The organism is Vibrio sp. 970 (assembly GCF_033339075.1).
The window spans coordinates 1-520 of the sequence record NZ_JAWOTW010000805.1 but is presented as its reverse complement, the minus strand read 5'-3'; the positions used below and the strand labels follow the sequence as shown (position 1 = coordinate 520).

Sequence of the window (520 nt, the reverse complement as noted above, 5' to 3'; positions counted from 1 at the left end):
AAGATAGCCAATGACGGCACGTAACTAAGAATGACCCAAGCCCAATGCCCACTTTCAACCGGCTGCCATTGTGGAATAAATGGCAGCAACGTGAGACGAACCACCAAAATACCCATCACGATTTTGACCGCCCAACTTGCTGGGCGAAAGAACCCGGCTTGGATTTGCAGTGCCATCACCGCGACTTGTATCGAAATGGCAGTGGTGAGCCAAGTGTCGCTTAACCAAACGAAAGCGACGCCAGAAATCAGAGCGTGAACGACCGCTGAACATTCAAGTGCAAGAGAGCGAAGGCGCTGGCTAAGGAACGCATAATAGGCTGCGATGAGCGCGCAGAACAACGTCCAGTACAGGGCGTAACCGTGCATGAATTCGTCAGCATAAAACAACGTGACCAAACCCATCGTTGGTGCTAGCACCAACAAAAGCACGTTGCTGATTTGCGAACGGTGACTCAAAGATTGGCAATAGGTTCTAAAGCCAAGCAGCGCAAGACTCACCGCCAGTGCGAATATAATGC

Annotated in this window: 1 protein-coding gene; it reads right to left on the bottom strand. The window is 51.0% G+C overall.

What is annotated here, in order from left to right; genetic code table 11:
- Positions 1-520: DUF2339 domain-containing protein (locus tag R7Q11_RS29300; RefSeq protein ID WP_225467361.1), on the bottom strand; the 520-nt coding region annotated here is incomplete at both ends.